This is a genomic window from Arthrobacter sp. Soil_C_49, assembly GCF_057656635.1.
The window spans coordinates 293,308-305,602 of sequence record NZ_JBDGJZ010000003.1 but is presented as its reverse complement, the minus strand read 5'-3'; the positions used below and the strand labels follow the sequence as shown (position 1 = coordinate 305,602).

The following is a 12,295-nucleotide window of genomic DNA, read 5'->3' as shown; positions in this document are numbered from 1 at the left end:
AACTACTAAAAGACGAGGTTTGATGACTAGTCAACGAACAGATGCGGGGGAGAAAGCAGCGGCGATACGTCGTACCGCACGCGACAAGCTGCTCGAAGCGGCGTCCAGGAAGTTCTATAGCGCCGGGCTGACGGCCACCGGCATCGACACGGTGACCACTGCGGCCGGAGTCGCAAAAAAGAGTCTTTATAACAACTTTTCCTCCAAGGCGGACCTGATCATGGCGTACCTTGCTGCCCGCCATCAGGAGTGGATGGAGCTGTATATCCGCAGGCTCGCCGAGGCAGAGGAGCCCGCGGAGCGCGTCCTTGCAGTTTTCGATGCTTATCTCGACCATGCGAGGGCCGGTTATGAATGCGGCTTCCGCGGCTGCGGGCTCTTGAACGCTGCATCGGAGCTTCCTGTGGGGGACCCGGGCCGGGATGTGGTACGACAGCACAAGGAAGAGGTTGAGGCCATCATCGCCAGCCATCTGTCAGATATGACGACTCTTCCTCCTCTCCTGGAGCGGGGAGGGGCCGAACATTTGGCCTTCCTGCTCGAAGGGGCGATGGCGCGGGCAGGCCTGGAAGGTGCGGACCGCTGCCTGGGAGATGCCCGTAAGATCGCTCAGAAGCTGCTGACAGCCTAATGAGGGGCGCTGACGGCTCGCGCTGGGCCGCTCCTGCGGTCATAACGACGGCCACTTTGTGGGGTACCACGGGGGTGGCGGCCGCTTTCATCCCGCAGCAAAACCCGGTAGCGATCGGGGCTGCGAGCGTGGGCGTCGGAGGTCTGGTCTTCGCCCTGATTTCCCTGAAAGGTGTCCGGGTCGTTTTTCGGGCACCAGGAGCAGGACGGTACATATTGCTCGGGACTGTGGGGCTTCTGCTCTATATGCCTTTGTTCTACATCGCAGTTGCTCTGACCGGGGCAGCCCTGGGGACTATCGTTTCCATGGGTTCGGGCCCTCTTTTTGCGGGCCTGCTGGAATGGGCCCTGGACGGCAAACGGGTGACGGGACGATGGGTGGTGGCTGTGGTCGCAACTCTTGCCGGCGCCGGCTTGCTTCTCGCGGCCAGGACACCGGCCGGGCTGGAAGGTTCGGACGGCAGTAGCTGGCTTCTGCCCGGGCTTGTCGCGGCCTTGGTTTCAGGGGTTACCTACGCGCTGTACGCGTTTGCTACAGGTCGCCTCATCGGGCCCTGCGTCGAAAGGCCCGGGGGCCTTGCCCACGGTGCCGTCGTGGCCTCGATCCAAGGAACTGCGTCGTTGCCCATGCTGGCATTGCTGTTCCTGACTGGTGAGCAGACGTTTTCAGCACCTGTATGGCCAGTTCTGCTCTATCTGGCGCTGATTCCGACAGCATTGGGCCACCGGCTCTTCGCCTACGGGCTGGCACGGATGAAGGCCTCCACCGCAACCCTGTACACGGTACTGGAGCCCGTAGTGGCCACGGTCCTCGCTGTACTCCTTCTGGGCGAAGGATTCCGGCCGGAAGGCTGGATCGGGTTTCCGCTGGTCGTCGCAGGGCTCGTCCTCGTCAGCACCGCGGCACCCCACGAACGGGGTGTCTTCGATAACCATTCACGGCCGAAGGAAGCGGAGGTGTCTCCATGACCAACAGGTTTGCAGTCCAGCGTTCAGCGATCGTCACCGGAGCAACCTCAGGTATCGGCACAGCCATAAGTCGGATGCTGTACGAGCAGGGATACCACGTGCTGCTGAATGGTCGCTCGAACGCCAAGGGAAAACAACTGGCCGAATCGCTTGGAAGACGGGCACGTTTCTTCGCGGCAGACCTGACGGAGGCAGGCACTGCTGGACGTGTGGTCGAAGAAGCCCTGGCTTTCGCTGGCCGGGTGGACGTTCTCGTGAATAACGCCGCTATCGACTACACCGAAGACCTGCTTCAGTCACCGATGGAAGATGTCCGGCGGGTCTTTGAGGCGAACACAATTGCCCCGATTGCCATGCTTCAGACCGCTGCTGCGGCCATGAAAGACAGCGGCAGCGGCGGGTCGATCGTAAACATCACATCGAGGCTCGCCTCGGTGGGGGTCCCCTCGATGGGAATCTATGCGGCATCCAAGGGCGCGCTCCTCGCACTTACCAAGTCCGCCGCCGTCGAACTTGCCCCCTACAACATCCGGGTCAACGCCGTGGCACCCGGTATGACCCGCACGCGTCTTTATGAAGAGTGGCTTGCCGGTTTGCCGGACCCCGGCCCCGTCGAAGACCAGGTCACCTCGGGCATTCCGTTGGGCCGCATCGCCGAGGCGGCGGACGTTGCTGCAGCAGTTGCCTTCCTGGCCTCTGAGCAGGCGGCCTACATCACGGGAACATCCATTCCGGTTGACGGAGGGTACACGGCAACGTGAATGCCCATATCGACCGCATGGGGACTCAAACCAGAAGAAAAGCACAGGAGGAATCACATGATTGAATACGCAGATTTTCAGAAGGTCGACATCCGGGTAGGAGAGATTGTTCGGGCCGAAGAGTTCCCGGAGGCCCGGAAACCGGCCTATAAGCTTTGGATCGATTTAGGGAGTGAGCTCGGTGTGAAACAGTCCAGCGCTCAGCTGCCGGCTAACTACGCCCTGGATGAGCTGACTGGGCAGCGTGTGATGTGCGTGGTGAACCTGCCACCTCGGCGTATAGGGCCGGTGATGTCCGAAGTCCTGACGCTGGGGGTGCCCGATGCCGAAGGCGAGTGCATTCTGGTCGTCCCCGACAAGGCTGTTGAAGCCGGCGGCCGGCTCTATTAGGAACATGCGAAGGGACCCCACCGGGCATCGCCGGTGGGGTCCCTTCGCATCCTACGATTACCTCAGGCGGCCGAATTGGGCAGGACTCCGGAGCGGCTGAGTAAAGCTCGCGTTTTGGGGTGCTCCGGCTGCGTGAAAATTCGTTCAGGTGGGCCCTGTTCCACGATCACCCCGTGGTCCATGACGACAATACGATCTGCGATGTCCCGGGCAAACTGCATCTCATGGGTCACGATGACCATGGTGGTGCCCTGCTCGGCGATCTTCTTGATGACAGCAAGCACTTCGCCCACCAGTTCCGGGTCCAAAGCGGAAGTTGGCTCGTCAAAGAGCATCACGCTTGGTTCCATCGCCAGAGCCCTGGCGATGGCGACTCTTTGCTTCTGCCCGCCGGAGAGTTTGCTGGGATAGTTTTCGGCACGGTTTTCCAAGCCGACAAGCCGAAGTTGAGGCAGGGCTATTTCTCTGGCTCGGGCGGTGCTCAGGCCTTTGACGTCGCGGAGGGGCGCCATAACGTTGCCCAGCGCCGTCTTGTTCAGAAACAGGTTGAAGTGCTGAAAGACCATGCCAATGTCGGTGCGTTTTTTCGCGGTAAGGGAAGGTTTTTCGGCGATGAGCTGCCCGTCGCGCTCCTCGTAGCCGACCAGGTGGTCATTTACCAGGATCCGGCCGTTATCGATAGTTTCGAGTTTATTGATGCAGCGCAGCAAGGTGCTTTTACCGGAGCCACTTGAACCTAGGATAACGACGGTCTCTCCCCGCTGGACGTCGAGGTCGACACCTTTGAGGACCTCAATGCGCCTCTCCAGCGGCTGGCGCGAAGTGACTTTCTGCCACAGGGTTGCTTTGGGAGTCAGTACGAATGTCTTATGTACATCGCGAATTTTGATGACGGCCGTTTCAGGCATTGGCGCGGACCTTTCGTTCCAGGAGAACCACTGCTCGTGAGAGTGGAAGGCTGATGATCAGATAGAGCAGGGCTGCAGCTGTGTAGATTTCCGTTGTCTGAAAGGTCTGACTGTTCAGCATGTTTGCCGTCTTGAGGATTTCGGCGACCGCGATAACAGAGGTCAATGCCGTGTCCTTGATGAGTGAGATGAAGTAGTTCCCGATCGGTGCCATCGACACCACAAAGGACTGGGGGATTACAACTCGCCAAAGGGCGCTGGTGGGCGTGTAGCCCAACGACAGGGCCGCCTCGGTCTGCCCGTGCTCCACGGAAAGAATGGCCGAACGGAACACCTCAGAGAGGTACGCGGCGTAATTCAAACCCAGCCCAATGATTCCGGCAGGAACCGGTTCGATCTCCATTCCGATGCTGGGCAGGACGAAGAATATGTAGACCAGTTGGACAAGGAGGGGAGTTCCCCGCATCACCTCCACGAAGCAGGTCGCGACAGTTTTGAGGGGTTTGGAGTTCGACAGCCGGGCCAGAGCTATCAGCAGTCCCAGGACTAGGGCAAGGGCCATGGCACCGAAGGCCAGCTGGAGAACGACGGGAACGCTGGAGAGCAGCTGCGGAAACACTGCAATCGTGCTGGTGATGAAGTCCATTACTTACTTCCAAATTCTGATAGTGGTCACGGGGGAGGGCCGCTGGGTGGCGGCACTCTCCCGGAGTGTTTACTTGGAAGCGTTTTCCTCGCCGAGGCCATACTTCTTGAGGATTTCCAGGTACTTGGGCGACTTCTTCAGTTCCACCAAACCTGCGTTCAGATCCGCCAGCAGCTGCGTGTCTTCCTTGCGCACGCCCGCGCCGATGATGCCCTGGAAGTGCGGTTCGTAGGGGGAGACGAGCTTGATCTTGGAGTTCGGCTTTTGAACCAGGCTGTAGCCAATGACAGCGGAATCAGTGAAGGCAGCGTCAACCTGGCCGTTTTCGACCGCGGTGATCAGTGCCGCCTGGGTATCAACGAACTTCACGTCGCTGCCGCCGAGTGTTTTGACCCATTCGCCGTAAACGGTGCCGGTCTGGGCGCCGATGACCTTGCCTTTAACATCTTCCTTGGACGTCAGGGTTGAGCCGGCCGGAACGATCATTCCTTCAGGCTGCAGGTAGAGGGGATCGGTGAAGTTGATCTGCTCCTTCCGTTTATCCGTGATGAACATTCCGTCGACGATGATGTCGGCCTTCTTTGCCGTGAGTGCCGGGATCAGGGTTGCGAAATCTGTGACGAAGGTCTTGATCTTCCAGCCCTTGGCTTCTGCCACGGCGCTGAGCATTTCTCCGTCAAGGCCGGAAAGGGATTCCGAGCCCGATTCGGTGAACGCGAAGGGCGCTTCGTTTCCGATGCCGATGGTGACGGTTTTCTTTTCCGTTGAAGCCGTCGGGGCAGCAGCTGAGCATGACGTCAGTGCCAGAGCTGCAACTGCTGCTGCTGCTGCTGCCAGGACCGTCCGGCGTGTGGCCTGAGGGGAGTACTTTTTCATGAATTGCCTTCCTGGTGGGGTGATGCGAACAAATTGAGGTGGGAGTGAAGTAGCAGGCGTAAGTCCGGGCGCGGGAAGAGGGCAGGGGCTATCGCGGCAAGGTCCTGCCCCGTGTGGACGCCGGCTGAAGAGCGCACAAAAGGCACAGGGTGGGAAAGGGGCTGCCCAGGTTCAGGGGGCAGTAACGGTTACCGGCAGGAGGAGTTTGGCCGGGATTGCTCTAATGCCTGGCAGGAGGAGAGGAAGAGGTGCCAGCCGGTTAGGGCGTTTCGACAGGACTGCTGAGGAAGGTCTCTGCATCGTCAAGGTGTGCGGCCCAAAGATGCAGTGCTTGATCGGTGTCGCCACTGGTCAAGGCTTGCAGTAATTCGGTGTGCTCATCATGCAGGGCGGATATCCGGGCATAGCGGGGCCTAAGGAGGGCCAGGAGTAGGCGAATTTCCGTTGAGATGGTTTGGAAGAGGGCGCTGAGCCTAGGGGAGCCGGCCGCCGCGACAACAGCTGCATGGAATCCCATGTCAGCTTCAGCCGCAGTTTCCCAATCGCCGTCATCTTTGACGTCAAGGAACTTATCAAGCGACAGCTGCACCGCAGCGGTGTTTGCCCCCTTGCAAACAGAGCGGACTGCCTCAAACTCTATGAGCCGCCGCACTCGGAAGATATCGGCAACGTCGTCGAGGGAAAACTGCCTTACCTTCGCGCTCTTGCCGTTTTCGCGGACAAGCAAGCCGCTCGCGATAAGGGCCTGAACCGCAACGCGAGCGGTGGGCCGGGCCACTCCAAGTTGCTGTGCGACGTGGGTGTCCTTTACGTCGGCCCCAGCCGGGTAATCTCCGGCGAGGAGGCTCCGCTCAAGTCGGAGGCGGACAGCATCCGCAACAGTTACTGTGTCGATAGTCACAAGCCAAACTGTATAACAGTTATACGCACTTGCCTAGTGGGGAATTGAACGCGCGTCGAACGGGCGGTGACGATCACTAATCCCCCGTCCATAGGTATGGCGTGATGCGGCTCATAGAGTTTCAGTCGACAATCCGACAATGTCCCTGCATAGTGGCGGGGCAGGCCATCGTCATATCTCGTTCTCGATTGCTCTATTCACGCTGCCATGTGGGATTGCCACCATCTGATTCGACTACATTCAGCTTGCAGCTGCTCTTGAAGGAGCCCATGTGTCCCTATCTGCCCGGCTAGACCGCCTGCCCTTGAGCAGGCCGCATTACGCCCTGCTGTTGATTGGAGGGCTTGGTTACACATTCGACGGAATGGATAACGCTGTCGTCGCCTTCCTGCTGCCCGACGTCAAAGCAGCTTTTGGGCTATCCTCGCCCCAGCTTGGGCTGGTGGCCTCGGCGGCCCCGTTCGGTTACCTGTTCGGCGCGTTCCTCGCCGGGTACCTGGGAGACAAACTGGGCCGAAAAAGGGTGATGATGTACTCCCTGGCCTTGTACGCGGTGGCTTCGCTGATTGCTGCGGTTTCGTGGAACTTCGAAGTTTTCCTCATCATGCGCATACTTGCCGGCTTGGGTGCTGGAGCTGAAAGCGCCATCATTGCCCCGTTCCTTTCCGAGTTTGTGCCCAGCCACAAGCGCGGCTGGTTCCTCGGTGCGTTGGCCGGATTCTTCTCCTTCGGCTTCGTCGCCGCCGCCCTGATTGGACGCTTCATCGTCCCCGCCTTTCCTGACGGATGGCGGTGGGCCCAGGTGATTACTTTCCTTCCAGTTGTCATGTTGCTCTGGTGGCGGCGCGCACTCCCTGAATCTCCCCGCTTTCTAATGAACGCAGGAAGACACGAGGAGGCCGAAAGGGTTGTCGTTTCCTTCGAAGACAAGGTCCTGGCCTCCACTGGTAAGGCATTGCCGCAGGTCGACCCGAATCACGCCGAAGAGCCGGAACCAGAGAAGTTCTCCCTGGGCAAAGCCATCAAGTTCCTGTGGGGTCCCAAGATGCGTCGCATCACCTCAGTGACCTGGCTGATCTGGTTCGTCATCACCTTTTCCTACTACGGCTTCTTCTCCTGGATACCGACACTGCTGATCAGCAAGGGCCTCACCGTCACAACGAGCTTCACCTTCTCGCTGTACATCTACCTTGCGCAGATACCGGGCTATTTCAGCGCAGCATGGGTCAACGAAAAACTTGACCGTAAGTACACCATTGCCATCTACCTAATCGGCTCCGCCGCAAGCGCCTTCTGGTTAAGCTCCATGACAGACCCGGCACTGATTACGGCCGCGGGCATCGCCCTGTCCTTCTTCCTCAACGGCACCTACGCCGGCCTCTACGCCTACACCCCTGAGGTGTACCCGACGTGGCTCCGCGCCACCGGCGTCGGCCTCAGCTCGTCCTTCGGCCGGGTCGGATCAATCACAGCTCCTCTCCTGATCGGAATCTTCGCGGCCCAGTGGGGATTCGTCGGCGTATTTGGTATGACGACCGCAGTGCTTTCAGTAGGCGTGATATGCACACTGCTCTTCGCAGTGCGCACAAAGGGCCGGTCCTTGGAAGACATTACGCTCAGCGAAATCCAAGACAAGGTCGTTGCCAAACGGTGAGGACTGGCCCCTCCTGCTCCGGCGGAGCGGGCGAGCCCAGAAGCACCACACCGAAGGTAGGCGCTGAAGCCCAGCGGACTCCGTGAGACAGAGAATGTGGGCTGCCGAGCTGGGATCAGCCGGCAGCCCACATTCTCTTCCGTCCGAGGTGGCAGCAGAGCACTGAACGGAAACTCCGATGACTGGAGGCAGCTGCTGGCGTTATCCTGTCCGGCACAAGGTGTAGTGAAGTCGCACCGCTCATCCCTCAGCCCCCAAAGCGGAAGCACACGTTTGCTCCTCCCACTCGATAACTCCATTCTGCTCACACAGATTGTTCCGCTGTAGAGTGCAGACCCAGCCCGAAAAGAACTGAAAATGCTGCTTGTAGCTGTCCCCAACAAGGGCTCCTTGTCCGAAGCCGCCTCCGCGATGCTCTCTGAAGCCGGCTATCGCCAGCGCAGGGACACCCGCGAGTTGGTCCTGGTAGACCGGGACAACGACATAGAGTTCTTCTTCCTCCGCCCCCGCGACATAGCTGTTTACATTGGTCAAGGAACGCTCGACCTCGGCATCACCGGCCGGGATCTCCTGCAGGATGCCGAAGTGGAAGCCGAAGAACTGCTTCCCTTGGGATTCGCCGCGTCCACCTTCCGCTTCGCCGGACCGGTGGGGCACTTCGCCTCGGTAGAGGAACTCAACGGCAAGAGAGTCGCCACGACGTACGACAGGCTGCTGCACCAGTACCTGACCGAACGCGGCATCAACGCGAGGGTGGTCCGCTTGGACGGCGCAGTAGAATCGTCCGTCCGGCTGGGCGTGGCCGACGCCATCGCCGACGTCGTGGAAACCGGCAACACGCTCAAAGCGGCGGGGATGGAAATATTCGGCGAACCGATTCTCAGGTCTGAGGCCGTCCTTATCAGTCGGGCAGGTGAAGGCGGCGCCGCGCCCGGCACTACGAAGGAAATCGACGTCCTGATCCGCCGCCTGCAGGGCGTCCTCGTCGCGCGCCAATACGTTCTCATGGACTATGACATCCGTGCTGAGCTCCTAGAAAAGGCAGCTGCCCTTACTCCCGGCTTGGAATCACCCACCGTGTCGCCGCTGCGGGACCCGGAATGGGTTGCCGTTCGGTCCATGGTGCTCAAGAAAGAAACCAACCAGATCATGGACGAACTGTACGACCTTGGTGCCCGGGCCATTTTGGTCAGTAGCATCCGTTCTTGCCGCGTCTAGTCGAGACTTTTTTCGTTTTCTCGTTCTGGGCGGGACGTACTGGACAAGGGGGATTCCCCGAACTCCCCCGCCCATTTCCAAGAGCCGATATTTTAGATTTCGGCAACTGCCATCGAAGCCAGAGCGAATTGCTGCCTTATGGTCGGAACCACGCCTCAGGTTTAGGTACTCGCCGCTATAAGCCAGGAGGAGTACCCTCGGGTGGGCGTCAGCCGGTGGCCCGGGCCTTCCGGCTGACAGGGCGGAAATGGCGCGTTCCCATCCCCGGTTCGTTTCTGTTTGGGGCAAACAAAAGGACGCGCCCCGTTCGCTGGGCGCGTCCTTCGCTGTGGTCTGGTCAGTCCTTCTTGAAGGCGTCCTTGACCTTCTCGCCGGCCTGCTTCAAATCGCCTTTAGCCTGGTCGGCCTGGCCCTCGGTCCGAAGGCTCTCATCGCCCGTGGCAGCGCCGGCAGCTTCCTTGCCCTTACCGCCGGCCTTCTCGGCAGCGTTCTCAATCTTGTCGCCCAATCCCATGGTGTTTCCTCCTCTGGTTGGCAGCCGTTCGCATTCGGCCATAAACATCATAAGCATGCTTAGGATCGTGTTTTCAAGTCCACGTCTGGTTCTCATGCGTGGAATCATGCGTCAGCTGACTGCAGCGCCTCAGCATCGGCAGAAAGTATCGCGGACGGGTACGGACAGATTCCGGCCTGAAGAACCCCGGATTTCCCCGTGGAAACGGGAGCTTCCCTAGCCCCTTCCGCTACCGGATTCAAAGAGCCGATATCTTATATTCCGTCAAGCTACGCCCGCGCAGACTATTGCCCGTCGACGGCGCCGGCAGGGGAGCGGTTCACTCCAGCTTGGCTTGGCGCAGGTACTGGTAGACGGTTTCCCTGCTGATCCCGTAGTCACGGGCAAGGAGGGCTTTTGGAACACCGGTGCCGGCGCGCTGGACAAGTTCGGCGGCTCGCTCCGGTGTGAGGGTCTTTTTCCGGCCTTTGTAGGCGCCGCGTTGTTTGGCCAGGACGATGCCTTCCCTTTGGCGTTCTCTGATGAGGGAGCGTTCGAATTCGGCGAAGGCGCCCATGACGGAGAGCATGAGGTTGGCCATGGGGGAGTCCTCGCCGGTAAAGACCAGGCTTTCTTTGACGAACTCCACCCGCACACCCTTTCGCGTGAGGCCTTGGACCAGAGCCCGAAGATCATCCAGGTTCCGGGCCAGCCGGTCCATGCTGTGCACCACCACGGTGTCCCCGTCCCGGGCGAACCGCAGCAACTCCGTAAGCTCTGGCCTGGCGGTGTCCCTGCCGGAGGCCTTGTCCGTGAAGACCCGGTCCAGAATCTGGCCTTCTAGTTGGCGTTTCTCGTTCTGGTCCAGGGTGCTGATCCGCACGTACCCGATCCGCTGTCCTGTCACCGGCGCCTCCAAGCTCATCCTGTCAGGTTGAGTTCTAGGCCCCTCTCAGAAGAAAGTCAAGGCACATTGTTCCTGTGTGTCAGGTTGGGGTGTGACCTAACTGGGCATCTGCGCGGCAGGCGAGCAAACTCCGGGCTTGATGCCCCCGACTGCCGTCTGATCGGACGGCGGCGCCCAGGTAGTCGATGGCCAGTTTGTATCCGTAGATGCCTGCGCCGCCGATGACGACGGTGCACGCGGGGGGTGGAGGGGTCGCGAGGACTTCGTTCTTTCGGTCACTATTGTTGCTCAGATGGACCTGGACGGTGGGAATGGGCGCAGACGCCAGCGCACAGGACAGTTCGGCGGAGACGAAGCTTGGGCCGGGGGTTCCGATAATTATTCCGACGGTCGAAACCGGGACCGAGCGTACGTTTTCCGACATTTCCGCAGGACTGCAGGACGTCACGCATGCGCTGAACCCATTTGCGGACGCAGCGGCCTGGATAAGTTGCTCCATCTCTGAGCTGCCGGGCCCCGGCGGCTCGTGCTGTCCGCATAGGCCGGTTAGCAACTCATTGATTACAACGATCGTCCCCCGTCTGGGAGCCGGTGTATGAATAGTCTGGCTTGCCTGGTCAATGACGTCGGTGGCGGGGACACCGCGTTTGCGTCCCAGCTCCGCTGCAGCGGAAGAAGGAACGTAGCCTAGGCTGGCCGCGGCAGCTTGGATTCTCTGGCGGGTCGACTGCGAGACACGTGGGAGTCCACGCAGTGCACGGGAGACGGTGGCGGTGGACACACCGGCAGCGGCCGCGACGTCCCGGATGTCTGTAGCATGCACAGGCTGAACCGGATGCGAACTTGGTGCCCCGGCCGCGTGAGTGTCCAAGCTGGTCATCGCCAATTCAGTCTTGGCCGCTTCCGGCCTTCTAGCCGGCATAGCCGGTTGGGTTGTTTTTCTGCCAGCGCCAGTGGTCCGTGCACATCTGGTCCACGGTCTTGGTCGTGGACCAGCCAAGATCGGAAAGGGCGGAGGTGGCGTCTGCCCAGAAGGCGGGCAGGTCGCCGGTGCGGCGGTCGGTGATTTCGTAGGGGATGGGTCTGCCGACAGCTTTTTCAAAGGATCGCAGTACCTCCAGAACGGAGGAGCCTTTGCCGGAGCCGAGGTTCCAGCGGAAGACGTCGGTGCGGTCCGCCACGTGGTTCAGGGCGGCAAGGTGGCCTTCGGCGAGGTCCACCACGTGGATGTAGTCGCGCAGGCATGTGCCGTCCGGGGTGTCGTAGTCGCCGCCGAACACCATCAGCTTTTCACGGCGGCCCACGGCCACCTGGGCAATGAAGGGCACCAGATTGTTCGGGATGCCTTGGGGATCCTCGCCGATTCGCCCGGAGGGGTGGGCCCCCACAGGGTTGAAGTAGCGCAGCAGGGCTATATGCCAGCGGCTGTCGGCTGAACCCAGGTCCGAGAGGATATCCTCGATCTGTTCCTTGGTTCGCCCGTAGGGGTTGATGGCCCCGATCTCCATCTTTTCCACATAAGGGATGGGGTTGTGCTCACCGTAGACGGTGGCTGAGGAGCTGAAGACGATGGAACGGACGTTGTGCCGGTCCATGACCCGGATGAGGTTCAGGGTCCCCACCAGGTTGTTGTAGTAGTAGTTGAGCGGCTCCTGCACCGACTCGCCCACAGCCTTCAGCCCGGCGAAGTGGATTACAGCCTCAATTGTGTCGCCGGCGAACACCTTCTCTACGGCGGCTTCGTCCACCAGGTCAACGTTGTGGAACTCTGCTGTCTTGCCCGTGAGTTCCGCAACCCGGCGGAGCGACTCTTCGCTGGAGTTGACAAGGTTGTCGATGACCACCACGTCATGGCCGGCTTCCTGCAGGGACAGAACAGTGTGGGAACCGATGTAGCCGGTTCCCCCTGTAACGAGAATTCGCATAGACATCCTTCCGTTCG

At 60.2% G+C, this 12,295-nt stretch carries 14 protein-coding genes and 1 pseudogene; 6 read left to right on the top strand and 9 right to left on the bottom strand.

The annotated features are described in order from the left end of the window. Positions 1-22 precede the first annotated feature (22 nt). Genes AC3A4Z_RS07715 through AC3A4Z_RS07700 form a run of 4 tightly spaced genes read left to right on the top strand, consistent with a single transcriptional unit; the run spans position 23 to position 2,750 of the window. Positions 23-631, top strand: coding sequence for a TetR/AcrR family transcriptional regulator (locus AC3A4Z_RS07715; protein ID WP_498711139.1), 609 nt, complete (start codon positions 23-25; stop codon positions 629-631). Next, positions 631-1,599, top strand: a complete 969-nt coding sequence (locus AC3A4Z_RS07710) for a DMT family transporter (protein ID WP_498711030.1) — start codon at positions 631-633, stop codon at positions 1,597-1,599. The genes AC3A4Z_RS07715 and AC3A4Z_RS07710 overlap by 1 nt, the downstream gene beginning before the upstream one ends. Then, positions 1,596-2,360, top strand: coding sequence for an SDR family NAD(P)-dependent oxidoreductase (locus tag AC3A4Z_RS07705; protein ID WP_498711029.1), 765 nt, complete (start codon positions 1,596-1,598; stop codon positions 2,358-2,360). Before AC3A4Z_RS07710 ends, AC3A4Z_RS07705 begins: the two co-directional genes overlap by 4 nt. Before the next feature lie 57 nt (positions 2,361-2,417). Beyond that, positions 2,418-2,750 carry a tRNA-binding protein gene (locus tag AC3A4Z_RS07700; protein WP_498711028.1) on the top strand — a complete coding sequence of 111 codons (333 nt, stop codon included), beginning with the start codon at positions 2,418-2,420 and terminating at the stop codon, positions 2,748-2,750. A 62-nt stretch (positions 2,751-2,812) separates the two neighbouring features. Here the strand turns inward: AC3A4Z_RS07700 and AC3A4Z_RS07695 are convergent, their stop codons facing one another. From AC3A4Z_RS07695 to AC3A4Z_RS07680, 4 genes are all read right to left on the bottom strand, one after another. Further along, positions 2,813-3,658, bottom strand: a complete 846-nt coding sequence (locus AC3A4Z_RS07695) for an amino acid ABC transporter ATP-binding protein (protein ID WP_498711027.1) — start codon at positions 3,656-3,658, stop codon at positions 2,813-2,815. Continuing rightward, positions 3,651-4,304, bottom strand: coding sequence for an amino acid ABC transporter permease (locus tag AC3A4Z_RS07690; RefSeq protein WP_498711026.1), 654 nt, complete (start codon positions 4,302-4,304; stop codon positions 3,651-3,653). The genes AC3A4Z_RS07695 and AC3A4Z_RS07690 overlap by 8 nt, the downstream gene beginning before the upstream one ends. A 69-nt stretch (positions 4,305-4,373) precedes the next feature. After that, positions 4,374-5,180 (bottom strand): ABC transporter substrate-binding protein, encoded by an 807-nt coding sequence (locus tag AC3A4Z_RS07685; protein ID WP_498711025.1) that lies wholly within the window; start codon positions 5,178-5,180, stop codon positions 4,374-4,376. A gap of 259 nt (positions 5,181-5,439) precedes the next feature. Then, the gene (locus AC3A4Z_RS07680; protein ID WP_498711024.1) at positions 5,440-6,081 is read right to left on the bottom strand and encodes a GntR family transcriptional regulator; all 642 of its coding nucleotides are present in this window, start codon (positions 6,079-6,081) and stop codon (positions 5,440-5,442) included. A gap of 271 nt (positions 6,082-6,352) precedes the next feature. Between AC3A4Z_RS07680 and AC3A4Z_RS07675 the strand changes: the two genes are divergently transcribed. Together AC3A4Z_RS07675 and hisG are read left to right on the top strand one after the other, a co-directional pair. Next, positions 6,353-7,735, top strand: a complete 1,383-nt coding sequence (locus AC3A4Z_RS07675) for an MFS transporter (RefSeq protein WP_498711023.1) — start codon at positions 6,353-6,355, stop codon at positions 7,733-7,735. Between the two features lie 357 nt (positions 7,736-8,092). Beyond that, positions 8,093-8,953, top strand: coding sequence for an ATP phosphoribosyltransferase (gene hisG, locus AC3A4Z_RS07670; protein ID WP_498711022.1), 861 nt, complete (start codon positions 8,093-8,095; stop codon positions 8,951-8,953). 337 nt (positions 8,954-9,290) lie between these two features. On the opposite strand, the gene AC3A4Z_RS07665 is transcribed toward hisG, so the two are convergent. The 5 genes and pseudogenes from AC3A4Z_RS07665 to galE form a co-directional block, all read right to left on the bottom strand. Continuing rightward, a complete protein-coding gene (locus AC3A4Z_RS07665) occupies positions 9,291-9,467 on the bottom strand; it encodes a CsbD family protein (protein WP_137320645.1) in 177 nt (58 codons plus the stop codon). A gap of 319 nt (positions 9,468-9,786) precedes the next feature. Next, entirely contained in the window at positions 9,787-10,353 is a 567-nt protein-coding gene (locus AC3A4Z_RS07660; protein WP_498711138.1) for a recombinase family protein, read from the bottom strand. 79 nt (positions 10,354-10,432) lie between these two features. Next, the gene (locus AC3A4Z_RS07655; RefSeq protein ID WP_498711137.1) at positions 10,433-10,954 is read right to left on the bottom strand and encodes a type II 3-dehydroquinate dehydratase; all 522 of its coding nucleotides are present in this window, start codon (positions 10,952-10,954) and stop codon (positions 10,433-10,435) included. Positions 10,955-10,996: 42 nt separating this feature from the next. Further along, a pseudogene (locus AC3A4Z_RS07650) lies at positions 10,997-11,233 on the bottom strand (LacI family DNA-binding transcriptional regulator); the annotation flags it as partial. Positions 11,234-11,264: 31 nt separating this feature from the next. After that, the gene (gene galE / locus AC3A4Z_RS07645; RefSeq protein ID WP_498711021.1) at positions 11,265-12,278 is read right to left on the bottom strand and encodes a UDP-glucose 4-epimerase GalE; all 1,014 of its coding nucleotides are present in this window, start codon (positions 12,276-12,278) and stop codon (positions 11,265-11,267) included. Positions 12,279-12,295 lie beyond the last annotated feature (17 nt).

Coding starts and splice junctions, on each gene's coding strand:
- AC3A4Z_RS07715 (WP_498711139.1), top strand. CDS start 23: ATGACTAGTCAACGAACAGATGCGGGGGAGAAAGCAGCGGCGATACGT.
- AC3A4Z_RS07710 (WP_498711030.1), top strand. CDS start 631: ATGAGGGGCGCTGACGGCTCGCGCTGGGCCGCTCCTGCGGTCATAACG.
- AC3A4Z_RS07705 (WP_498711029.1), top strand. CDS start 1,596: ATGACCAACAGGTTTGCAGTCCAGCGTTCAGCGATCGTCACCGGAGCA.
- AC3A4Z_RS07700 (WP_498711028.1), top strand. CDS start 2,418: ATGATTGAATACGCAGATTTTCAGAAGGTCGACATCCGGGTAGGAGAG.
- AC3A4Z_RS07695 (WP_498711027.1), bottom strand. CDS start 3,658: ATGCCTGAAACGGCCGTCATCAAAATTCGCGATGTACATAAGACATTC.
- AC3A4Z_RS07690 (WP_498711026.1), bottom strand. CDS start 4,304: ATGGACTTCATCACCAGCACGATTGCAGTGTTTCCGCAGCTGCTCTCC.
- AC3A4Z_RS07685 (WP_498711025.1), bottom strand. CDS start 5,180: ATGAAAAAGTACTCCCCTCAGGCCACACGCCGGACGGTCCTGGCAGCA.
- hisG (WP_498711022.1), top strand. CDS start 8,093: ATGCTGCTTGTAGCTGTCCCCAACAAGGGCTCCTTGTCCGAAGCCGCC.
- AC3A4Z_RS07665 (WP_137320645.1), bottom strand. CDS start 9,467: ATGGGATTGGGCGACAAGATTGAGAACGCTGCCGAGAAGGCCGGCGGT.
- galE (WP_498711021.1), bottom strand. CDS start 12,278: ATGCGAATTCTCGTTACAGGGGGAACCGGCTACATCGGTTCCCACACT.